Source organism: Pseudomonas sp. W2Jun17, assembly GCF_023127795.1.
Classification (GTDB): Bacteria; Pseudomonadota; Gammaproteobacteria; order Pseudomonadales; family Pseudomonadaceae; genus Aquipseudomonas; species Aquipseudomonas synxantha_A.
In genome coordinates, this window is the sequence record NZ_SPKO01000034.1 from 57,891 (window position 1) to 72,947 (window position 15,057).

20 protein-coding genes and 1 pseudogene are annotated in these 15,057 nt (G+C 61.7%); 17 read left to right on the forward strand and 4 right to left on the reverse strand.

All coding sequences use genetic code 11. From position 1 onward, the window contains the following. Positions 1–43 precede the first annotated feature (43 nt). The 3 genes from E4O98_RS22120 (at position 44) to E4O98_RS22130 (ending at position 1,650) form a co-directional block, all read left to right on the forward strand. Complete coding sequence (locus E4O98_RS22120; protein WP_078820707.1) at positions 44–280, forward strand: glutaredoxin family protein; 237 nt, start codon at positions 44–46, stop codon at positions 278–280. Between the two features lie 74 nt (positions 281–354). Continuing rightward, positions 355–690, forward strand: coding sequence for a hypothetical protein (locus E4O98_RS22125; RefSeq protein WP_003189932.1), 336 nt, complete (start codon positions 355–357; stop codon positions 688–690). A gap of 69 nt (positions 691–759) precedes the next feature. Further along, positions 760–1,650 (forward strand): pseudouridine synthase, encoded by an 891-nt coding sequence (locus E4O98_RS22130; RefSeq protein ID WP_078820732.1) that lies wholly within the window; start codon positions 760–762, stop codon positions 1,648–1,650. Between the two features lie 55 nt (positions 1,651–1,705). On the opposite strand, the gene E4O98_RS22135 is transcribed toward E4O98_RS22130, so the two are convergent. Both E4O98_RS22135 and mobA read right to left on the reverse strand, forming a co-directional pair. Next, entirely contained in the window at positions 1,706–1,927 is a 222-nt protein-coding gene (locus E4O98_RS22135; RefSeq protein WP_005786486.1) for a YgdI/YgdR family lipoprotein, read from the reverse strand. A gap of 79 nt (positions 1,928–2,006) precedes the next feature. Continuing rightward, positions 2,007–2,609, reverse strand: coding sequence for a molybdenum cofactor guanylyltransferase MobA (gene mobA, locus E4O98_RS22140; RefSeq protein WP_148852293.1), 603 nt, complete (start codon positions 2,607–2,609; stop codon positions 2,007–2,009). 76 nt (positions 2,610–2,685) lie between these two features. Here mobA and moaB point away from each other — a divergent pair, with 76 nt between their 5' ends. Together moaB and glp are read left to right on the forward strand one after the other, a co-directional pair. Beyond that, complete coding sequence (gene moaB, locus E4O98_RS22145) at positions 2,686–3,225, forward strand: molybdenum cofactor biosynthesis protein B (RefSeq protein ID WP_032877117.1); 540 nt, start codon at positions 2,686–2,688, stop codon at positions 3,223–3,225. Beyond that, entirely contained in the window at positions 3,209–4,435 is a 1,227-nt protein-coding gene (gene glp, locus E4O98_RS22150; RefSeq protein ID WP_248136254.1) for a gephyrin-like molybdotransferase Glp, read from the forward strand. Before moaB ends, glp begins: the two co-directional genes overlap by 17 nt. Before the next feature lie 130 nt (positions 4,436–4,565). On the opposite strand, the gene E4O98_RS22155 is transcribed toward glp, so the two are convergent. Both E4O98_RS22155 and E4O98_RS22160 read right to left on the reverse strand, forming a co-directional pair. Next, complete coding sequence (locus E4O98_RS22155; protein ID WP_148852291.1) at positions 4,566–4,895, reverse strand: EscU/YscU/HrcU family type III secretion system export apparatus switch protein; 330 nt, start codon at positions 4,893–4,895, stop codon at positions 4,566–4,568. After that, positions 4,892–6,469 carry a flagellar hook-length control protein FliK gene (locus tag E4O98_RS22160; protein WP_248136256.1) on the reverse strand — a complete coding sequence of 526 codons (1,578 nt, stop codon included), beginning with the start codon at positions 6,467–6,469 and terminating at the stop codon, positions 4,892–4,894. Before E4O98_RS22160 ends, E4O98_RS22155 begins: the two co-directional genes overlap by 4 nt. A gap of 200 nt (positions 6,470–6,669) precedes the next feature. Here E4O98_RS22160 and ccmA point away from each other — a divergent pair, with 200 nt between their 5' ends. The 12 genes and pseudogenes from ccmA to phnN all read left to right on the forward strand — a co-directional run bounded on the left by ccmA (position 6,670) and on the right by phnN (position 14,859). Then, positions 6,670–7,305: a cytochrome c biogenesis heme-transporting ATPase CcmA gene (gene ccmA / locus E4O98_RS22165; RefSeq protein WP_032877113.1), complete on the forward strand. Its 636-nt coding sequence runs from the start codon at positions 6,670–6,672 to the stop codon at positions 7,303–7,305. Further along, complete coding sequence (ccmB, locus tag E4O98_RS22170) at positions 7,302–7,970, forward strand: heme exporter protein CcmB (RefSeq protein WP_005786500.1); 669 nt, start codon at positions 7,302–7,304, stop codon at positions 7,968–7,970. The genes ccmA and ccmB overlap by 4 nt, the downstream gene beginning before the upstream one ends. 88 nt (positions 7,971–8,058) lie before the next feature. Next, positions 8,059–8,814, forward strand: a complete 756-nt coding sequence (locus E4O98_RS22175; protein WP_228309587.1) for a heme ABC transporter permease — start codon at positions 8,059–8,061, stop codon at positions 8,812–8,814. Then, positions 8,811–8,987, forward strand: coding sequence for a heme exporter protein CcmD (gene ccmD, locus E4O98_RS22180; protein ID WP_078820712.1), 177 nt, complete (start codon positions 8,811–8,813; stop codon positions 8,985–8,987). Before E4O98_RS22175 ends, ccmD begins: the two co-directional genes overlap by 4 nt. After that, positions 8,984–9,442, forward strand: coding sequence for a cytochrome c maturation protein CcmE (gene ccmE / locus E4O98_RS22185; RefSeq protein ID WP_248136258.1), 459 nt, complete (start codon positions 8,984–8,986; stop codon positions 9,440–9,442). The genes ccmD and ccmE overlap by 4 nt, the downstream gene beginning before the upstream one ends. Positions 9,443–9,445: 3 nt before the next feature. After that, positions 9,446–11,434 carry a heme lyase CcmF/NrfE family subunit gene (locus E4O98_RS22190; protein ID WP_032877111.1) on the forward strand — a complete coding sequence of 663 codons (1,989 nt, stop codon included), beginning with the start codon at positions 9,446–9,448 and terminating at the stop codon, positions 11,432–11,434. Further along, complete coding sequence (locus tag E4O98_RS22195) at positions 11,431–11,967, forward strand: DsbE family thiol:disulfide interchange protein (protein WP_005786510.1); 537 nt, start codon at positions 11,431–11,433, stop codon at positions 11,965–11,967. Before E4O98_RS22190 ends, E4O98_RS22195 begins: the two co-directional genes overlap by 4 nt. Continuing rightward, complete coding sequence (locus E4O98_RS22200) at positions 11,964–12,437, forward strand: cytochrome c-type biogenesis protein (RefSeq protein WP_005786512.1); 474 nt, start codon at positions 11,964–11,966, stop codon at positions 12,435–12,437. The genes E4O98_RS22195 and E4O98_RS22200 overlap by 4 nt, the downstream gene beginning before the upstream one ends. Beyond that, on the forward strand, positions 12,430–13,620 hold the full coding sequence (ccmI, locus tag E4O98_RS22205; RefSeq protein WP_032877110.1) for a c-type cytochrome biogenesis protein CcmI: 1,191 nt from the start codon (positions 12,430–12,432) through the stop codon (positions 13,618–13,620). Before E4O98_RS22200 ends, ccmI begins: the two co-directional genes overlap by 8 nt. Before the next feature lie 10 nt (positions 13,621–13,630). Next, positions 13,631–14,026: a hypothetical protein gene (locus tag E4O98_RS22210; RefSeq protein ID WP_032877109.1), complete on the forward strand. Its 396-nt coding sequence runs from the start codon at positions 13,631–13,633 to the stop codon at positions 14,024–14,026. 84 nt (positions 14,027–14,110) lie between these two features. Then, a pseudogene (locus E4O98_RS22215) lies at positions 14,111–14,272 on the forward strand (hypothetical protein); the annotation flags it as partial. After that, complete coding sequence (gene phnN, locus E4O98_RS22220) at positions 14,272–14,859, forward strand: phosphonate metabolism protein/1,5-bisphosphokinase (PRPP-forming) PhnN (protein ID WP_032877108.1); 588 nt, start codon at positions 14,272–14,274, stop codon at positions 14,857–14,859. The pseudogene E4O98_RS22215 and the gene phnN, both read left to right, overlap by 1 nt. The last annotated feature ends 198 nt before the right edge of the window (positions 14,860–15,057 follow it).

Here is a 15,057-nt window from a genome sequence, read left to right on the forward strand (position 1 = left end):
GGTTTAGAATGGTCACTTGTTTTTCTGACCGGGTTCTTTCGTCATGCCTCCTGAATGCCAGCTGTTCGGCACCCTGGGTTGCCATCTGTGTGAAATTGCCGAAGCCGAAATCATGCCGCTCGTCGAACACGGGCTGCTGGTGGAGTTGGTGGATATCACTGAGCCAGATGACCTGACAGAAGACTACGGCCTGCGGATTCCGGTGCTTCGCCGCAAGGACACCGGGGCGGAACTGGACTGGCCGTTCGACACCGGCCAGGTCGTTGCCTTTCTGCGCTGACGTTTATCCGATGGCGGGCTTGCGAATATTACGTTACTGTATATTCGTACAGCGATTGAATAGAGGGAACGCCCGTGGTGAATGTTGAACAATTGAAAAGCAGCGTCAATCGCATGTCCGCCGATGTGGTGCGCGACGCGGTCAACGAACTGCGCCTCGATGGGCTGGTCACGGAAGGCAAGACGCCCTTCAACAAAGTGCATTTCAACACCTGCTTTGCGGAAATCGAGGCGCTGTTCCAGCGTGCCGGTTATCACAAACAGTTGGATGTGGTGGGTTATCAAGGCTTGCTCTATGCGCTCTATGATCCGGGCCGTTGGGAAGCAGTGGACGTACTGCGCTGGCTCAAGGAGTTCACCGAGGCGGCGAGCGCTTCGCCGGTGCTGCGGGCCCAACTGGCCAAGGCATGAGAACGGCCCTAGGCTCAATCGCGCTCCATGCGGGATAATGCCCGCCTGTTTCCAGGTTCGAGCATTTGCATGTCCACTTCCGGTTTTTCCGCCGCCCAGCACCAAGCCAGCACGTTGTATCTGCCACCGGGGCCTTGGGCAACGGTGATCGACTGCCTGTGCGATCACTTCCCGGCCATTGGCCGTGAGCAGTGGCTGGACCGCATTGCCCGGGAACGAGTGCTGGATATCAATGGCAGCCCGATCAGCCTGGGCCTGGCCTACAAGGAAGGCCTGTGCATCTATTACTTTCGCGAAGTACCCAACGAAAAAGTGATTCCGGTACAGGAAACTATCCTGTACGCCGATGAACATCTGGTGGTGGCGGACAAGCCGCATTTCCTGCCGGTGACTCCCGCCGGCGAGTACGTTGAGCAAACCCTGTTGCGTCGCCTGATCCGTCGCCTGGACAACCCCGCCCTGGTGCCGTTGCACCGCATTGACCGGCACACGGCGGGGCTGGTGCTGTTCTCGGCCAACCCGCAAAGCCGCTCGGCGTACCAGCAACTGTTTCCCACGCGGCGTATCGACAAATTCTACGAAGCCATCGCCCCGGCCCTGCCGAATCTGAGCTTTCCCCTGGTGCATAAAAGCCGCCTGGTGGATGGCGAACCCTTCTTTCGGATGCAGGAAGGGCCGGGCGCCAGCAACACCGAGACGGCCGTTGAAGTGCGCGAGAAAAAGGGTGGTTTATGGCGTTACGGTCTGTTCCCGGTGACCGGCAAGAAACACCAGTTGCGCGTACACATGACTGCCCTCGGGGCGAGTATCTGCAATGACCCGTTCTATCCCGAGGTGGTCAAGGACGCCGAGGACGACTACGCCCACCCCCTGAAGCTGCTGGCCCAGGGCGTGCGTTTCATCGACCCGCTAAATGGTGAAGAACGCAGTTTCCACAGCCGTATCACCCTCGACTGGTAAACGCCGCAAACGACAAGGCCCGCGCGAGGCGGGCCTTGTTGGCAAGCGTTAAGGCTTACAGATCTTTAACGGTGCGAACCTGGTCTTTATTGATGCGGGTGCGCTTGCCGTCAAGCTGTTGGAATTCGTAGAAACCCGAATCTTCGTCAAATTTCGGGGTGTCGACGGCCTGGATTTCGCGACCGTCATTCAGGGTGATCACTGTTGGCGAGGCGCAACCGGCGAGGGTGGCGAGGCCCAGTGCAAGCATGAGAGCGGCGATGGTCCGTTGAGTCATGAGTTTGTCTCCGAGAAAATACTTTTAAATTGCTGACCTTGTGACGTATGGGACGTCGGCAAAGTTCCTTGTGAAAGGCTCATTCTGACACGCCAGCCCGTGGGTGCAACAGCTCGGGCGTATTAAGATTGGCCAGGCGCGGGTCATCGGCCGGGCATTCCAGGCCGACGCCACCCAGTTGCAGCAGGACCTTGCGCGGGCTGCGTTCACCCGCTTGCCAGGCCCGTTCCACCTGATCTTTCAGGTCTGTTGGGATAATGCACAGCAAGGGTTCCCAGAACTCGCCATGACGCACCATGACGGGAACCTGCGGATTGCGTTGGGCAATCTGACGCAAGTCGGCCAGCAGTCGCTCATCAATCTGCGGCACATCGCACGGCAAGATCAGCAGATGTTCATGGCGTGCAGCGAAGAGTCCTGCTCGGATACCCGCCAACGGGCCGGGAAAGTCCGGGCTGTCATCACTGACCAGTTGGTCGGCATAGGGCGCGTAGTGTTCAAGGTTGCGATTGCACGAGATGATCAGGTCATCCGTGAGCGGCCTGGCCAGCCGTTGCAGGTGGGCAATCAAGGGCTCGCCCCGCCATTGAAGCAGCCCCTTGTCCTGGCCGCCCATGCGTTGGCCACGACCACCGGCCAACAACAGAATCGAACAAGGCAGGGGTGAAGATTCAAGAGACATGGCGGTTCCACTGCGGCAGGTAAAGAGGGGCCTGTGATATAACATCGGGCTGTTTTTTCGACAACTGGACCGAGCCATGAAAGCCAAGGCCGATGCGCCCTTTGTACCCTTGAATATTGCTGTATTGACCGTCAGCGACACCCGCACCCTGGACACCGACACCTCCGGCCAGGTCTTCGTCGATCGCCTGACCGCCGCCGGCCACCACCTGGCCGAGCGCGTGCTGCTCAAGGACGACCTCTACAAGATTCGCGCCCAGGTTGCCCACTGGATCGCCGAAGACGTGGTGCAAGTGGTGCTGATCACCGGGGGCACCGGCTTCACCGGCCGTGACAGCACCCCTGAAGCCGTGAGCTGCCTGCTCGACAAGCAGGTCGATGGCTTCGGCGAACTGTTCCGCCAGATCTCCGTGGCCGATATCGGCACCTCCACCGTGCAATCGCGCGCCCTGGCCGGCCTGGCCAATGGCACCCTGGTGTGCTGCCTGCCGGGCTCCACCAATGCCGTGCGCACCGGTTGGGATGGCATCCTCGCCGAGCAACTGGATAATCGTCACCGCCCATGCAATTTCGTCCCGCACCTGAAGCAGGCCCAACCCTGTGAATCCCGTGGATAAGCCGGGCAAGACCGGCGCACTGATGCCGGTGGAAGCAGCCTTGCAGCGGCTGCTCGCCATGGCGGAATCGGCGCCGATCCGTGACCAGCATGTGCTGCCCCTGGCGCAGTGCGATGGCCGCGTACTGGCTCAGGACCTGATCTCGACGCTCGACCTGCCGCCGTGGCCCAACAGTGCCATGGACGGCTACGCCGTGCGCCTGGCGGACTGGACCGGGGAACCGCTGGTGGTGAGCCAACGGATTTTCGCAGGCACTGCGCCCGAGCCGCTGGCGGCCGGCACCTGCGCACGGATCTTTACCGGCGCGCCGGTACCCGAAGGCGCAGACTGCGTGCAAATGCAGGAAAACGCGGTGGTTCATGCCGATCAGCGCGTGAGTTTCACCGAGCCGTTACGGGTGGGCGACAACATCCGACCACAGGGCCAGGAGACTACGGTGGGTGAGTGCGTACTCAGCGCCGGAACGCGCCTGGGGCCCATCGAGTTGGGCCTGGCTGCGTCTCTGGGGCGGGATCGGCTCGATGTGGTGCGTCGCCCGCGCGTGGCCGTGCTGTCGACCGGCGACGAATTGATCGAGCCAGGCTTGCCGTTGGGCCCGGGACAGATCTACAACAGCAACCGTCGCGTGCTGTGCAGCTGGCTGGCGCGCATGGGCTGCGAAGTGATCGATGCCGGGATTCTGCCGGATGATCTGGAACAGACCCGCACGTGTCTGGCCGGCCTGGGCAGTGTCGACCTGATTCTGTCTACCGGCGGTGTGTCGGTGGGCGAAGCGGACTTCCTCGGCATTGCCTTGCGTGAAGAGGGCGAGTTGGCGTTGTGGAAGCTGGCGATCAAGCCAGGCAAACCGCTGACCTTCGGGCATTTTCGTGGCGTGCCGGTGATCGGCCTGCCAGGTAACCCGGCCTCGACCCTGGTGACCTTTGCGCTATTGGCGCGCCCGTACCTGCTGCGCCGCCAAGGCGTGGCGCAGGTGCAGCCGCTACGTTTCGAGGTGCCGGCAGGATTCGACTGGCCCAAGCCTGGCAACCGCCGCGAATACCTGCGCGGGCGTATCGAGCAGGGCAAGGCGATTATCTATCGCAACCAGAGCTCCGGGGTGCTGCGCAGTGCGGCGTGGGCGGAGGGGTTTGTGGAGGTGATGGAGGGGACCACATTGGCCATTGGCGACCCGGTCATTTTCATCCCCCTGAGCGAAGTCCTGAACTGAATACAGATCAAAAAATGTGGGAGGGGGCTCGCTCCCGATAGCGGTGTATCAGCCCCAGATAGGTTGGCTGTAATGACGCTATCGGGAGCAAGCCCCCTCCCACAGTGGATCTTGGTATGCCTGTGGCTACTCAGTAATCGTCGCCACGCTCAGTGACATCCCGCTCCGTCGGCCCCGCATCCGGGTCGTAGCCCACCGGGAACTTGCCCTTCAACGTCCATGCAAACGCAATGATCTCGGCAATCGTGCGATAGAGCTCTTCTGGAATACTGTCCCCCAGTTCCATACGCGCCAGCAGCTTCACCAGCTCGGCATTTTCATAGATCGGTACTTCATTCTCCCGTGCCAGCTTGAGAATCGCTTCGGCCAGGGCGTCATCGCCCTTGGCGGTCAGGGTGGGGGCTTGTTGGCCGTCGTACTTGAGGGCGATGGCCTGGCGGGGTGGGGCGGCGTTCTTCATGCGGTTTCATCCACCCAGCGTTGTTCCAATCCGGTTTTTGCACCGCGTGGCGGGGTGCCCAGGTGGCAATCCAGGTCGCCGACGTTAAGTCCGGATGACACCAGGCGCTCGCGCAGGCTGCCCAGGTGACTTTCGATCAAGCTGGCGGTGAAAGGGCGACTGGCCCACAACTGGCTGGACAGTTTGCCCTGGGACAACTGCGCCTGAACTTGCAGCGGCCCCAGCGGCTCCATGTCGAAGGCCAGTTCGACGCGCCAAAGCATCTGCTTCGGATCTTTTTTATCCTTGCGCTCGGGCTGATCCTTGTCAGGCGCAGGCTCCTCGCGCTGAAACTTGACCTGCAACGGCACGATGTCTTGCAGGGTGCGCATGGGGATTTCCAACTGCCACGTGGTTTGCAGGCGGCCATCGGCGGTGGTGCCGGTCTGTTCCAGGCTCGACAGTTGGTGGCTCTGCAAGCGCGAGATCGCCCCGGCGGCCAGGCGCAGCAGGTTTTCCAGGTCGCCTTCACCTTCCAGTTTCGCCATCAGCCGCTCCGGCAACGGGAAACCGGCAGGTATCTGCCGAGCGCCGACCTGGCCGAGAGTGTTCAACGGGCTGCGCACAAAGTGCGGCAGCACCTGGGCCAGGGTATTGGCAGCGAGGATCGCATTCAGGTTGGTGTTGGCGGGCAGGGCGGGCAGCAGGTCCGCGACCAGGCGCAACAGCGCGCCTTTCATATCCAGCGGTGGGATTTGTGGGTTCTGCCCAGCGAGCAATTTGGCTTCCAGGAAGGCGCCGCTGTTTTGCACCACTTGTGCCAGTACCTTGGGATTGCTGACTTGCGCCAGATCGGGCAAGGCTGCCAGTAAACGCTCGGCAGCGGCCCGCAGCTCGGCCGAGGTGTTGTTGCCACGGGGCAGGTTCTGCAGGGCAGTGAACACCGCATCCAGCGAGCCTTGGCGACTTTGCTGGGTCGCCAGTTGCTGCGTCACGGCCAGTTGGTCTTTCAGCCCGCTCAGCGGCACAAAATTCAGGGTTTGCGCGTTCTGCACCACGGCACTGAGCAAGCTGCCGACCCGCAAGGGTTGAGGGCTTTCCAGCGTCAGCGTGGTACCGGCCAGGGCATTATTGAGCACACTCACCAGCGAGCGATAGATCGCCGCTTGCGCTGAGCCTTGAGGCAGCATCTGGGTGGTCAGCACCTTGGCTTGCAGCAGGGTGCCCACCGGCATTTGTGTGGTGTCGAGGCGGGTGAGGGCGGCCACGTTGGCGCTCATGGCTTGCTGCAAGCTGATGGCCAGGTTGCCCGCAGGCGTTTGGCTCACTGCCACATTGCTGCCCAGGGGCAAGGGCTGGGCGCTGCTGGCTTGAACCAGGGTCTGGCGACCACCTTCAAGGGTCAGCTTGAGCAACAGCTGAAAGGCTTCACTGCCTTGTTTCAGCGCGATGACTTCAGCGTTTACGGTTTTTCCGGCGCCAATCAACCCGGCCTGTGGCTCCAGGAGCTTGAGCAACTCGCCAGCCGCAGGCAGCGGGGCAGCCTTGGGTGCTGAGGCTGGAGGCAGTGGAGGAAGATTGATCTCACCGGTCATCGTGCGCATCGTCTCTGGGGAAATTGCCCTCTTTAGAGTAGGGCATCGCATGTATAATGCCGCCCGTCTGCAAAGAGAGCGGTAAAAACCGCACAACTATTTGATCCAGCTCTCTAAAATCGGTCGCCAAAGTCGTTATTGTGCATCTCTCTATAACGGCCGCTGCACCGCCGACTTGAACCGTAAAGGCCCGCGATCTCTTGACCAGCCCTCTTCTTGAAGCCGTAGCGCTTGCCTGTGAACGCGACCTGCGCCTGTTGTTCGAGCAACTCGACCTGCGTCTGGCGGCTGGCGACATGGTGCAAATCAGCGGCCCCAATGGCAGCGGCAAGACCAGTCTGCTGCGTCTGCTGGCCGGTTTGATGCAGCCCACGGCGGGTGTTGTTCGGCTCAACGGTAAGCCCCTGCACGAACAACGTACCGAGCTGGCGCGCAACCTGGTCTGGATCGGCCACGCCGCCGGTATCAAGGACGTGCTCAGCGCCGAAGAAAACCTCAGCTGGCTCAGCGCCCTGCATCACCCTGCTACCCGCGATGGCATCTGGCAGGCCCTGGCCGCCGTTGGCCTCAAGGGCTTTGAAGATGTGCCCTGTCACACGCTGTCAGCCGGCCAGCAGCGCCGTGTGGCCCTGGCGCGTTTGTACCTGCCCGGCCCGCCGCTGTGGATTCTCGACGAACCCTTCACCGCTCTCGACAAACAGGGCGTAGCCCAGCTCGAAGAGCACCTGGCCCGGCATTGCGAGCAGGGCGGCCTGGTGGTGCTCACCACCCACCATACCCTGGCGCGCAAGCCGGGTGGTTACCGGGAGCTGGATCTTGGACGGTGGTCGGCATGAGTGTGTTTGCCCTGTTGGTGGCCCGTGAAGCGCGGCTGTTGTGCCGTCGCCCGGCCGAGCTGGCCAACCCGCTGGTGTTCTTTGCGATTGTGATCGCGCTGTTTCCGTTGGCGGTCGGCCCGGAGACTAAACTGTTGCAAACCTTGTCCCCGGGACTGGTGTGGGTCGCGGCGCTTTTATCGGTCCTGCTCTCGCTGGACGGGCTGTTTCGCAGTGATTTCGAAGACGGATCCCTGGAGCAGTGGGTCCTTTCGTCGCACCCCCTGCCACTTCTGGTACTGGCCAAGGTACTGGCACACTGGGCGTTTTCCGGCCTGGCGCTAGTCTTGCTCTCGCCGCTGCTGGCGATGATGCTGGGCTTGCCCGTCGAATGCCTGCCCGTGTTGCTGGTGTCCTTGTTGCTCGGTACGCCGGTGCTCAGCCTGTTGGGGGCGGTGGGCTCCGCCTTGACTGTGGGCCTGAAAAGGGGTGGCCTGCTGCTGGCCCTGTTGATTCTGCCTTTGTATATCCCGGTGTTGATCCTGGGCAGCGGCGCTTTGCAAGCCGCGCTCATGGGGATGCCGGCGACCGGTTACCTCTTGTGGCTTGGTAGCCTGACCGCCCTGGCGGTAACCCTGACACCCTTTGCTATAGCCGCCGGCCTGAAAATCAGCGTCGGTGAATAATGAGGTCTGACTCGGCGTTAATGACGTTGAGTCAGTAAAGACCCTAAGCTTTTCGCCACGACGAAAAGCACCCGTGATGGAAAATGCAATGAACTGGACCTGGTTTCACAAGCTCGGCTCGCCCAAATGGTTTTATGGCATCAGTGGCAAGCTGCTGCCGTGGTTGAGCGTCGCCGCCGTATTGCTGATCGGCACCGGCCTGGTCTGGGGCCTGGCCTTCGCGCCGCCGGACTACCAGCAAGGCAACAGCTTTCGCATCATCTATATCCACGTCCCAGCCGCGATGCTGGCCCAGTCCTGCTACGTGATGCTGGCGGTTTGCGGCATCGTCGGCCTGGTGTGGAAGATGAAACTGGCCGATGTGGCCCTGCAATGCGCTGCACCTATTGGTGCGTGGATGACCGCCGTGGCGCTGGTCACCGGCGCGATCTGGGGCAAGCCGACCTGGGGTTCCTGGTGGGTGTGGGATGCACGCCTGACCTCGATGCTGATCCTGCTGTTCCTGTACTTCGGCCTGATTGCCCTGGGCAACGCCATCAGCAATCGCGATAGTGCCGCCAAGGCCTGCGCGGTGCTGGCGATTGTCGGTGTGATCAACATCCCGATCATCAAATACTCGGTAGAGTGGTGGAACACCCTGCACCAGGGCGCCACCTTCACCCTCACCGAAAAACCGGCGATGCCCGTGCAAATGTGGGCGCCACTGCTGCTGATGGTGCTGGGGTTCTACTGCTTCTTCGGCGCCGTGCTGTTGCTGCGCATGCGCCTTGAAGTGCTCAAGCGTGAAGCCCGCACCAGTTGGGTCAAAGCCCAAGTGCAAACCAGCCTGGGAGCGCGGGGATGAACTTTGCTTCTTTCAGTGATTTTCTCGCCATGGGCCACCACGGCCTGTATGTCTGGAGCGCCTACGGCATCTGCCTGGCAGTGCTGGCCCTCAACGTTGCCGCGCCGATCCTGGCCCGCAAGCGTTACCTGCAACAAGAGGCGCGACGTCTGCGCCGGGAGACCGAAAAGTGAATCCGCTGCGTAGAAAGCGTCTGTTGATCATCCTTGCCATCCTGGTCGGCGTCGGCATTGCCGTGGGCCTGGCCTTGAGCGCCCTGCAGCAGAACATCAACCTGTTCTACACCCCCACCCAGATCGCCAACGGCGAAGCCCCGCTGGACACGCGCATCCGCGCCGGCGGCATGGTGAAGCAGGGCTCGTTGAAGCGTTCCGGCGATTCTCTGGACGTGACCTTCGTGGTCACCGATTTCAACAAGGCCGTGACCATCACTTACCGCGGCATCCTCCCGGACCTGTTCCGCGAAGGCCAGGGCATCGTCGCTCTGGGCAAACTCAACGCCGATGGTGTGGTAGTGGCGGACGAAGTGCTGGCCAAGCACGATGAAAAGTACATGCCGCCCGAGGTCACCAAGGCCCTGAAAGACAGTGGCCAGTCCGCGCCCGCGACCCCAGCCAAGGAGGGCTAAGTGATGACGTCCGCATTGTTTATTCCTGAACTGGGCCAACTGGCGATGATTCTCGCCCTGTGCTTTGCCGTGGTCCAGGCTGTGGTGCCGTTGCTCGGTGCCTGGCGCGGCGATCGTTTGTGGATGAGCCTGGCGCAGCCGGCCGCCTGGGGTCAGTTTGCCTTCCTGCTGTTCGCCTTCGGTTGCCTGACCTATGCCTTCATGACCGACGACTTTTCCGTCGCCTATGTCGCGAACAACTCCAACAGCGCCTTGCCCTGGTACTACAAGTTCAGCGCCGTGTGGGGCGCCCACGAAGGTTCGTTGCTGCTGTGGGCGCTGATCCTCGGCGGCTGGACCTTTGCCGTGTCGGTATTCTCGCGCCAACTGCCGCAAGTGATGCTGGCGCGAGTCCTGGCGGTGATGGGCATGATCAGCATCGGCTTCCTGCTGTTTCTGATCATGACCTCCAATCCATTCAGCCGCATCCTGCCGCAGATCCCCGCAGACGGGCATGACCTCAACCCGCTGTTGCAGGACATCGGCCTGATCGTGCACCCGCCGATGCTCTACATGGGTTACGTGGGCTTCTCCGTAGCTTTTGCGTTTGCCATCGCGGCCTTGCTTGGCGGGCGGTTGGATGCGGCGTGGGCGCGCTGGTCGCGTCCCTGGACCATCGTCGCCTGGGCTTTCCTCGGTATCGGTATCACCTTGGGTTCGTGGTGGGCCTACTACGAACTCGGCTGGGGCGGCTGGTGGTTCTGGGATCCGGTGGAAAACGCGTCCTTCATGCCCTGGTTGGTGGGCACGGCGCTGATTCACTCCCTGGCAGTGACCGAAAAGCGTGGCGTATTCAAAAGCTGGACGGTATTGCTCGCCATCGCCGCGTTTTCCCTCAGCCTGCTCGGCACTTTCCTTGTGCGTTCGGGGGTGCTGACGTCGGTGCATGCGTTTGCCTCCGACCCCGAACGCGGCGTGTTCATCCTGATCTTCCTGCTGTTTGTGGTGGGCGGTTCCCTGACCCTGTTTGCCCTGCGCGCGCCTGTGGTCAAGAGCCAGGTCGGTTTCAACCTGTGGTCGCGCGAAACCCTGCTGCTGGGCAATAACCTGGTACTGGTGGTAGCCGCGTCAATGATCCTGCTCGGCACCCTCTACCCGCTGGTGCTGGATGCCTTGAGCGGCGCCAAGCTGTCCGTGGGCCCGCCGTACTTCAATGCGTTGTTCATCCCGTTGATGGGCCTGTTGATGGTAGTGATGGCGGTCGGTGTGCTGGTGCGCTGGAAAGACACCCCGGTGAAATGGCTGGCAGGCATGTTGATGCCGGTGCTGTTGGGCAGCGTGGCCCTGGCAGTGATCGCCGGGTTCGCCTACGGCGACTTCAATTGGGCGGTACTCGCCACGTTCCTGCTGGCAGCCTGGGTGTTGCTGGCCGGCGTGCGGGACATCTTCGACAAGACGCGCCACAAAGGCCTGATCAAAGGCTTGCCCACCCTGACCCGCAGTTACTGGGGCATGCAGATCGCTCACATTGGCATCGCCGTGTGCGCTTTGGGCGTAGTGCTCTCCAGCCAGAACAGCGCCGAGCGCGACCTGCGTCTGGCGCCGGGTGAGTCCATGGACCTGGCCGGTTACCAGTTCATCTTCGAAGGTGCCAGGCACTTCGAAGGGCCGAACTTCACCTCGGATAAAGGCACCGTGCGCGTAGTGCGCAATGGCAAGGAAATCGCCGTATTGCACCCTGAAAAGCGCCTGTACACAGTGCAAAGTTCAATGATGACCGAAGCCGGTATCGACGCCGGTTTCACCCGTGACCTGTATGTGGCGCTGGGTGAACCCTTGGGCGACGGCGCCTGGGCTGTGCGGGTGCATGTCAAACCCTTCGTGCGCTGGATCTGGTTCGGCGGGTTGCTCACAGGCTTTGGCGGTTTGCTCGCCGCGCTGGATCGGCGTTATCGGGTCAAGGTCAGCAGCCGTGTGCGTGAAGCATTGGGCCTTTCAGGAGCGGCAGTATGAAACGTTGGTTGATGGTAGTGCCGCTGGCGTTGTTTCTGCTGATGGCAGTGTTCTTGTATCGCGGGCTGTACCTGGACCCGGCCGAGTTACCCTCGGCGATGATCGGCAAGCCGTTTCCCGCGTTCAACCTGCCGACGGTGCAGGGTGACAAGACCCTGACCCAGGCCGACCTGCAGGGCAAGCCGGCGCTGGTCAACGTGTGGGCCACCTGGTGCATCTCCTGCCGCGTCGAACACCCGGTGCTGAACAAGCTGGCCGAGAAGGGCGTGGTGATCTACGGCATCAACTACAAGGACGACAATGCGGCGGCCTTGAAATGGCTGGCCGAGTTTCATAACCCTTACCAGCTCGATATCCGTGATGAAGACGGCAACCTGGGTTTGAACCTGGGCGTCTATGGCGCGCCGGAAACCTTCTTCATCGACGCCAAGGGCGTGATCCGTGACAAGTTCGTCGGCGTGATCGACGAGGTAGTCTGGCGTGAGCAACTGGCCGCCAAGTACCAGGCCCTGGTCGATGAGGCCAAGCCATGAAGCGTTGGTTGACCGCTGCTGTTTTAGCCCTGGGCCTGGCCGGTGTGGCCCATGCCGCCATCGACACCTATGAATTTGCCAATGACGCCGAGCGTGAGCGTTTCCGCGACCTGACCAAGGAACTGCGCTGCCCCAAGTGCCAGAACCAGGACATCGCCGACTCCAACGCGCCCATCGCCGCTGACCTGCGCAAAGAAATCTTCCGCATGTTGGGGGAGGGCAAGGATAACCAGCAGATCATCGACTTTATGGTCGACCGCTACGGTGATTTCGTGCGCTACAAACCGGCCCTTACCGGCAAAACCGCGCTGCTCTGGTTCGGCCCCGCCGGGCTGCTGCTGGCCGGCGTTGTGGTCATGGCCGTGATCGTACGCCGTCGCCGCGCCGCGCCGACTGATGGCTCCGATGCGCTGTCCCCTGAAGAGCGTAAACGCCTCGACCAATTGCTGGACACCAAGACTGATGATTGATTTCTGGCTCGCAGCCGGCTTGCTGCTTCTGATTGCCCTGAGTTTCCTGTTGATTCCTGTACTGCGTGACCGTCGCGCCCAGCGTGAAGAGGATCGTACCGCGCTGAACGTGGCGCTGTATCAGGAACGCGTCGCCGAGCTGCAAGTGCAGCAGGACGAAGGTGTATTGAACGCCGTGCAACTGGATACGGGCCGCGCCGAGGCGGCTCGCGAGTTGCTGGCCGATACCGAGGGCGTGGAAAAGCCCCGTGAATCGCGCCTGGGCAAACCGCTGCCGTTTTTGGCGGCGTTTCTGGTGCCGGTGCTTGGCGTTGCGCTGTACCTGCATTATGGGGCGAGCGACAAGGTCGAACTGACCCGTGAATTCTCACAGCCTCCGGTGTCCATGGCCGACATGACTCAGCGCCTGGAGCGTGCCGCGGCAGCCCAGCCGGATTCGGCCGAGGGCCTGTATTTCCTGGGGCGCGCCTACATGGCTCAGGACCGTTCCGCCGATGCCGCCAAAGTCTTTGAACGCACCGTAGCCTTGGCCGGGCGCCAGCCGGAATTGCTTGGCCAGTGGGCCCAGGCACAATACTTTGCCGACAATAAACAGTGGTCGCCCAAGGTGCAGGCGCTGACCGACGAGGCGTTAAAGCTCGATCCCAAGGAAGTCACCAGCCTTGGCCTGTTGGGGATCGCGGCTTTTGAAGGCCAGCGTTATCAGGAAGCGATCGATTACTGGAACCGTCTGCTGGCGCAACTGCCACCGCAGGACAACTCCCGTGTAGCACTGCAAGGCGGTATTGACCGGGCTGGCGAGAAGCTTAAAGAGAGCGGCGGTACGGTCGCGCGCAAGGCGGTAATGACCGTGCGTGTAGACCTGTCCGCCGAAGCGAAAGCCAAAGCCTTGCCGACCGACACTGTGTTCATCTTCGCCCGTGCAGTCAGCGGCCCACCGGCACCCTTGGCGGCCAAGCGCGTCACCGTTGCCGAACTGCCCATCACCGTCGAACTGGGCGATGCCGACGCGATGATGCCGCAGTTGAAACTGTCCAACTTCCCCGAAGTCCAACTGGTTGCGCGCATATCCCGGGCCGGCCAACCGACCACTGGCGAATGGATCGGCCGCAGCCAACCGCTGGCCAGCAGCACCACTGCGCTGCAGCAATTGACCATCGACACTCCGGACAAGTCATTCTGAGGAAACGCCCATGACCGCATATGCACGCATCACCCTGCTCAGCCTAGTACTCGGCCTGAGCGCCTGTGCGGTCCACCGCCCACCTGCGGCACCCACCGGCCCGACCATCCCGCCATCGGGCCCGTCGACTCAGCCGAGTACCAAGCCTTCTGGCCCGGTGACCCCGCCGCCAAAGCCACTGCCAAGCAAGTCACCCACCTTTGCTCCACCACCGGGGGCTGCCAGCCACTGGGACGGCAAGATGCAGGTGTACGTGCTCGACGACCAGCCCGACACCTTCTACCGCCAGCGTACCTACTACCGCTGGAGCAACGGCTGGAGCCGTTCCATCAGCCCCAACGGGCCCTGGGAAGAAACCAATGTGCAAGGCGTGCCGCCGGGGTTGAGCAAGCAGTACGCGCAATGACCTGTGGCGAGGGAGCAAGCTCCCTCGCCACAGTTGCCAGTTCTGTCTTAACTGACTTGCAGCAGGGCTTGCCCCCTCCCACAGGTGCGCGGCAGCGCGCACTCGGGTAATGTGGCCGCCGCCGGCCTGGCTGGCGAAAAATTGCTGGATATACTTTCCAGTGGCCGCTACCTGGCGCAGGTCGGTTGCTGCGAAGCGTTGCCGGGGGCGCAACAAGCCTGGAGACAAGCCAAGAGGGTGTTTTGATGACGGGCAGGTTGATCTATCTCATCGGGCCATCGGGTTCGGGCAAGGACAGCCTGCTGGATGCCGCACGCCTGCGCTTGCAGGCGCGTGGTTGTCGCATGGTGCGCCGGGTGATCACACGCTCGGCGGAGGCAGTCGGCGAAGCGGCGCAAGGGGTGAGCCCGCAGGAGTTTGCGCGGATGGACGCCGAGGGCGCGTTTGCCTTGAGCTGGCAGGCCAATGGCTTGTCGTATGGCATCCCCAGGGAAATCGACGAGTGGCTGGCCGCAGGGGACGATGTGCTGGTCAATGGCTCTCGCGCCCACCTGGCGCAGACCCGTGAGCGTTACCCGACATTGTTGGTGTTGCTGCTGACGGTCGATCAAGCCGTATTGCGCCAACGTTTGATCGCACGCGGGCGTGAGTCATTGGCGGACATCGAAGAGCGATTGGCGCGCAACGCGCGATTTACCGCTGAGCTGATTGCCGGAAACGGCGCTGGTTTGTTTGTGTTGGATAATTCCGGGCCCTTGGTGCATACCGTCGAACGCTTGCTGTGCTGCCTGGATCAGGCGCACTCGGTAGCTGCGGGCAATCAAGGTGTGTAGGCATTGATCATGTTTCAGATCAGATAAAAGCCTTCACCTCAAGCGTGTTTTCTTCGGTATGTTTGAGTGGGTTTCTTGATGTTGTTAAGTAAAACTCTTGATTGAATTAAGTTGATTTGTTGAAAACTGTTTCTTCTGTGGCTTAACGCCTTTGTGGCGATTGGTATGTAGGGGTGTGTCGATCCGATTAATACTTGT